This is a genomic window from Oleiphilus sp. HI0123 (genome assembly GCF_001635315.1).
Genome location: NZ_LWGE01001321.1, coordinates 1 through 5403 on the forward strand (window position 1 = coordinate 1; position 5403 = coordinate 5403).

Annotated in this window: 7 protein-coding genes; all 7 read left to right on the forward strand. The window is 45.9% G+C overall.

The genetic code is table 11. The features are described from left to right. Nucleotides 1-296, forward strand: a 296-nt coding sequence (locus A3761_RS16195) for a cytochrome c (protein WP_197473074.1), incomplete at its 5' end; no start/stop codon positions are given. Continuing rightward, nucleotides 286-1494, forward strand: coding sequence for a cytochrome D1 domain-containing protein (locus A3761_RS16200; RefSeq protein WP_068514293.1), 1209 nt, complete (start codon nt 286-288; stop codon nt 1492-1494). The genes A3761_RS16195 and A3761_RS16200, both read left to right, overlap by 11 nt. 49 nt (nt 1495-1543) lie before the next feature. Next, nucleotides 1544-2725: an Lrp/AsnC family transcriptional regulator gene (locus A3761_RS16205; protein ID WP_068514296.1), complete on the forward strand. Its 1182-nt coding sequence runs from the start codon at nt 1544-1546 to the stop codon at nt 2723-2725. Beyond that, entirely contained in the window at nt 2722-3168 is a 447-nt protein-coding gene (locus tag A3761_RS16210) for an Lrp/AsnC family transcriptional regulator (protein WP_068508088.1), read from the forward strand. Before A3761_RS16205 ends, A3761_RS16210 begins: the two co-directional genes overlap by 4 nt. After that, on the forward strand, nt 3140-3727 hold the full coding sequence (locus tag A3761_RS16215) for an Lrp/AsnC family transcriptional regulator (RefSeq protein ID WP_231875547.1): 588 nt from the start codon (nt 3140-3142) through the stop codon (nt 3725-3727). The genes A3761_RS16210 and A3761_RS16215 overlap by 29 nt, the downstream gene beginning before the upstream one ends. Nucleotides 3728-3757: 30 nt before the next feature. Beyond that, nucleotides 3758-4975: a heme d1 biosynthesis radical SAM protein NirJ gene (gene nirJ / locus A3761_RS16220; RefSeq protein WP_068514299.1), complete on the forward strand. Its 1218-nt coding sequence runs from the start codon at nt 3758-3760 to the stop codon at nt 4973-4975. A gap of 9 nt (nt 4976-4984) precedes the next feature. Further along, nucleotides 4985-5403 (forward strand): uroporphyrinogen-III C-methyltransferase (locus A3761_RS16225; RefSeq protein ID WP_231881240.1); only part of this gene is annotated, 419 nt, incomplete at its 3' end.

Consider the following 5403-nt stretch of genomic DNA (forward strand, 5'->3'; position numbering starts at 1 on the left):
GCAAGGTTATTGTTAAAAAAGCTGAGCTGAAAGTTTCTGAAGAGCGTGCACTGGAACTGGACTATTTAGTGAAACAAGACTGTGGATCATGTCATGGGATGCTGTTTAAAGGTGGTTTAGGCCCGGCTTTGTTGCCGGAAAATATCAAGGCATATTCGGTTGAAGACTTAATGGCTGTCATCCTACATGGTCGCCCTGGAACGCCAATGCCCCCATGGAAAGCTATTTTGTCTGAGGCGGATGCTAACTGGATTGCTAAAGCTTTGAAGTCGGGAGAAATGATAGATGCGAATTAAAAGCCTTGCAGTGGCCTTACTAAGTATTAGTTTGGGGGCGTGTACTTGTTTGCATACCCAGACGGAGCCCAGGGCAACAGGTGACATGGGCGTCATTATTGAACGTGCTACTGGAAGCGTAAAGATCATCGATACCAGTGACAAGAAGCCCGTCGGCAGCATAGATCAATTGGGAGACCTTTCGCACGCTTCCGTTGTTTTTTCTCGTGACGAACGGTACGCCTATGTATTTGGTCGCGATGGTGGCTTAAGCAAGATCGATATCTTGACTGAAGAGATCAGTAAGCGAGTGATTCAAAGCGGTAATAGTATTGGCGGTGCCATTAGTCAGGATGGATCTTTAGTAGCTGTTTCCAACTACACGCCTGGTGGCGTAAAGGTCTTCGATAGCGAAACGCTTGAGTTGGTGGTGGATATTCCTGCGACAGAATTCATTGACCCAAGAAGCGGTAAAAGCAAACGCTCTAAAGTTGTTGGTTTGGTGGATGCACCCGGAAAGAAATTTGTTTTCAGTCTCTTCGATACGCATGAAATATGGGTGGCAGACTTTTCAGGGGAAGACAGCTCTAAACCCCAACTTACCAAGTACCGAGATACTGGCTTACAACCTTATGACGCACTGATCTCACCCGATGGCCGTTACTACATCGCAGGATTGTTTGGTGAAGATGGTATGTCGAAACTTGACTTATGGCACCTTGAAAACCCGCCAGAAAAGATATTGCCAAATTACGGCCGGGGAGAGCAGAAGCTACCCGTCTACAAGATGCCTCACCTGGAAGGTTGGGCTGTTGCAGGCAACTATGCATTTGTTCCTGCCGTTGGGCAGCACCAAGTATTGGTGGTGGATATGAACACTTGGCAGCAAGTAGACAAAATCGATGTGCATGGTCAGCCAGTGTTTGTCATGGCTAGACCGGATGGTCGCCAAATTTGGGTGAACTTTGCCTATCCAAATAATGACACGCTCCAAGTAATAGATGCTGAAAGCCGCTCATTATTTAAAACACTAAAACCTGGAAAGGGTGTGCTTCATATGGAGTTTACTTCACGTGGTGAGCATGTGTGGGCTTCTGTCAGAGATTTAAACTTGGTGAATATCTATGACACCGAAACCTTGGATTTAATAAATCAGTTTGAGGCGACAAGTCCTAGTGGGATTTTCTTTACCTCTCGGGCGCATCGTTTGGGCTTATAAAGCTCCGGTCGCTCCAAAAACAAGAACAGTGAGAAAGAAAGGTGATGTGATGAATATACAAGCTCCTAGCAATACAGGTATTGAACCCGAAAGAGTCGTTCTGGATGACTTGAGCAGTAGTTTATTAGATTCCTATCAACGTAACTTTCCTATCACTTCACGGCCCTTTGCCGACATGGCAGAGCAGTTGAATTGCTCCGAACCAGATGTATTGACCAAGCTCTTGGCACTTAAAGATAGCGGTATGCTGACGCGCATAGGGCCGGTGTTTGACCATAAGCGAGCCGGGGCTAGTCTCTTGGCGGCTGTGAGCGTTCCATCTGAGCTGACAGAAAAAGTAGCTGCCCAGATTAACGAATATGAAGAGGTGAATCATAACTACGGACGAGAGCATAGTTATAATCTGTGGTTCGTTGTTACGGCACCGACTCCCAAATTTCTGGACTTGATACTGGATGATATGGAAAAGACGATTGGCTTTCCAATCCTACGCTTGCCAATGGAAAAGGCTTATCATATCGACTTGGGGTTTCATGTGGGTGATAGAAAAACGGATCGCCCCTTCACTCAGCACCTTCATAACACGAATAACCGTGAGTCTGGCGAAAAAATTAGACTCATTGAGAGCGGTGATGTCCTTTCTGATTACTTGCAACAGCGACTTCGAGAGCTAATACAAGATGGTTTTCCTTTAACCCGGAAGCCTTTTGAGCGCCTGTCACAGACGCTAAGCCAATATCAAGGTGAAGAGTGTTCAGCTGTTACCGAGTTGCAGGTGATAGATACGCTCAATTACTGGGTACAAAGCGGCCTGATTAAGCGTATAGGGTTGATTACCAATCATCACAAACTTGGTTTTAAAGAAAATGCCATGGTGGTCTGGAATATTCCAGAAGATCAAACTGACAGGATTGGTAAGATTTTTAAAGAATCCGGTTTGGTGAGCTTGTGTTATAAGCGTCGAAGACAGTTACCTGAGTGGCCCTATAATCTCTACTGCATGATTCACAGTCGGGACCGGAATCTGGTTGCAGAACATATTGAAAAACTGGTAGGGCTGGCCGAGCTTAAAAATACTGAGAAAAACATTCTATTTAGTACGCATCAATATAAGCAAAAGGGTGGAGTTTATACGCGCTCGCAAAGGCAGCATAAAATTGAAATAGCCTCACCCGTTGCGAACCTGGCTTCGCTTGTTGCACCCTTATCACTTGCGGGGAATCATTCATGAATGCCATGGATTTGAAGATCATAAACCGTCTCCAGTATGGTTTTCCTATTTGTGAATACCCTTTTGCCGAAGTTGCAAAAGAGCTGGACATAAAAGAATCAGAGTTGATCGACCGAGTTGAGAAGATGCGTGCCGATAAAACGCTAACGCGCTTTGGCCCAATGTACCATGCAGAGCAGTTGGGTGGTGCACTGTCACTTGCCGGTATGGCGATACCGGAAGAGCGCTTTGATGAAGTAGCTGAAATCGTCAATGGCTTTCCCGAGATTGCTCACAACTACAAACGGACTCACGAATTGAATATGTGGTTTGTGATTGCAACTGAGGAACAGGAAGGTAAAGGGCGAGTGATCGAAGAAATTGAACGTCAGACAGGATTTAAGGTCTACGACATGCCGAAGAAGGAGGAGTTCTATGTTGGATTCTATCTCGACCTCGAATGATTTTTATCGCCCTCAAGCGGAGGACTTACCTATGGAGGAGGAAGAAAACTACTCACTATCGAGTATAGATCGCGAGTTGATCGTCTTGACTCAGGAGGGTTTGCCTCTTGCCCCACGACCTTATCATGTGCTGGGTTTGATGTTGAATATATCTGCCGATGAGGTGATGGCGCGTCTGCAACGTATGTTAGATAAAGGGATTATTCGAAGAATCGCTGCAGTACCCAATCACTACAAACTGGGCTTTAAAGTAAACGGTATGACTGTGTGGGATGTGTCCGACGAAAAGGTGAGTGAATTAGGACAAGCTTTGGGCGATTTATCCTTTGTTAGTCACTGTTATCACAGGCCCCGCCACTTACCGCTATGGAGGTATAACCTCTTTGCCATGGTTCATGGTAAAACTAAACAAGAAGTTGCGAAATATATAGAGCAGATCAATCAGCTATTGGGTGATGACTTACGAGCGAGCGATGTGCTCTACAGTACCAAAATATTAAAAAAGACCGGTCTACGAATCGGTCAGAGAGAAGCGCCACCTAGCGCTAAAAAGACCTGAACAGAGACCAATAGAATAAGGCGAAGTGCCATGTTTAGAATTAGCCAGTACATGAAAATTCTGCACGATCAAACGCCATTAGGGCCATTGCGAAAGCCGCCAGGCCCCGTCGTTATCTGGAACCTGATTCGGCGTTGTAACCTAACCTGCAGACATTGTTATTCCATTTCGGCAGATACTCACTTTCCAGGCGAACTAAGCACCGAAGAAGTCTTTACCGTGATGGATGATTTAAAGGCTTACGGTGTGCCTGTCTTGATTCTTTCAGGTGGGGAGCCTTTGCTTCGGGACGACATCTTTGAAATTGGAAAAAGAGCGAAAAGCATGGGCTTTTATGTTGGCTTGTCGAGCAACGGTACCCTAATCGACGAAGACAACATTAAGAAAATAGCTGAAGTTGGTTTTAATTATGTCGGTGTCAGCATCGACGGCTTGCGTGAAAATAATGATGAATTTCGCCAGATGCAGGGTGGTTTTGATGCGGCCTTAAACGGAATTAAACTCTGTCGAGAGAACGGTATTAAAGCTGGCTGGCGCTTTACACTGACGGAACAAAACAGTGACGATTTAACTGCGCTGCTCGATATAATGGACGAGCATGGCGTAGAGAAGTTTTACTTATCCCACCTTAACTATTCCGGCCGTGGTAAGCGCAACAGTAAGCGTGATGCCTATTTTCAGACAACGCGTGAAGCTATGGATCTGCTATTTGACCGAGCCTGGAATGATGTTGTTTCTGGCAAGGTGACTGAATATGTTACCGGGAACAATGACGCTGACGGTGTTTACCTACTTCAGTGGGCTGAAAAGCGTTTTCCAGAACGTGCGCCACTGTTAAGAGAGCACCTTGAACGCTGGGGGGGTAATTCTTCAGGAATTAATATTTCCAATATCGACAACTTGGGAAATGTTCACCCCGATACTTTCTGGTGGAGTCATCACATGGGTAATGTCAAAGAACGCCCGTTTTCAGATATTTGGCAAAATACCGACGATGAATTAATGCTGGGGCTACGCATGAGTCCACGTCCTATTGAGGGACGTTGTGCCAAATGTGATTACTTTGCGATATGTGGTGGTAATACTAGGGTGCGAGCTTTCAGTAGTGATGGTGAATATTGGGGAGAGGACCCGGGCTGCTATCTGGATAATCAGGAAATTGGTTTGTCAGAAGACGATATTGATGGTGCCGAGGCAGTTAATACGCACTTGCTTGAAAGTACAAACGCTACACCTCAGGCTGTTTAGGAGAGGCTTATGAATCAAGATAATTTTTCCAATGCTGGCCTAAAACGCCCACAAGAATTGTTTGCTAAAGGTTCTGAAAATAGACGACCTTTTCTACCCGGAGAAGTTGCTCTGATCGGCGCCGGACCGGGTGATCCTGAACTGTTAACCATAAGGGCTCATCGCTTAATCAAGCAGGCTGACTGTGTTATTTATGACCGCTTGGTCAGTGCTGAAGTGATGGAATTAGTGTCGCCCAGGGCAGAGTGTATTTATGTGGGTAAGAAAAGTGCCGACCATGCTTTGCCCCAAGAGCAAATAAACCAGTTGATTGTCGAAAAAGCGATGAGCGGCAAGAAGGTTGCTCGTCTTAAAGGCGGTGACCCTTTTATCTTTGGTCGTGGTGGTGAAGAGGTTCAGGAACTGTTGGATGCGGGGGTTGCTTGCCG

Coding starts and splice junctions, on each gene's coding strand:
- A3761_RS16215 (WP_231875547.1), top strand. CDS start 3,140: ATGTTGGATTCTATCTCGACCTCGAATGATTTTTATCGCCCTCAAGCG.
- A3761_RS16210 (WP_068508088.1), top strand. CDS start 2,722: ATGAATGCCATGGATTTGAAGATCATAAACCGTCTCCAGTATGGTTTT.
- A3761_RS16205 (WP_068514296.1), top strand. CDS start 1,544: ATGAATATACAAGCTCCTAGCAATACAGGTATTGAACCCGAAAGAGTC.
- nirJ (WP_068514299.1), top strand. CDS start 3,758: ATGTTTAGAATTAGCCAGTACATGAAAATTCTGCACGATCAAACGCCA.
- A3761_RS16200 (WP_068514293.1), top strand. CDS start 286: ATGCGAATTAAAAGCCTTGCAGTGGCCTTACTAAGTATTAGTTTGGGG.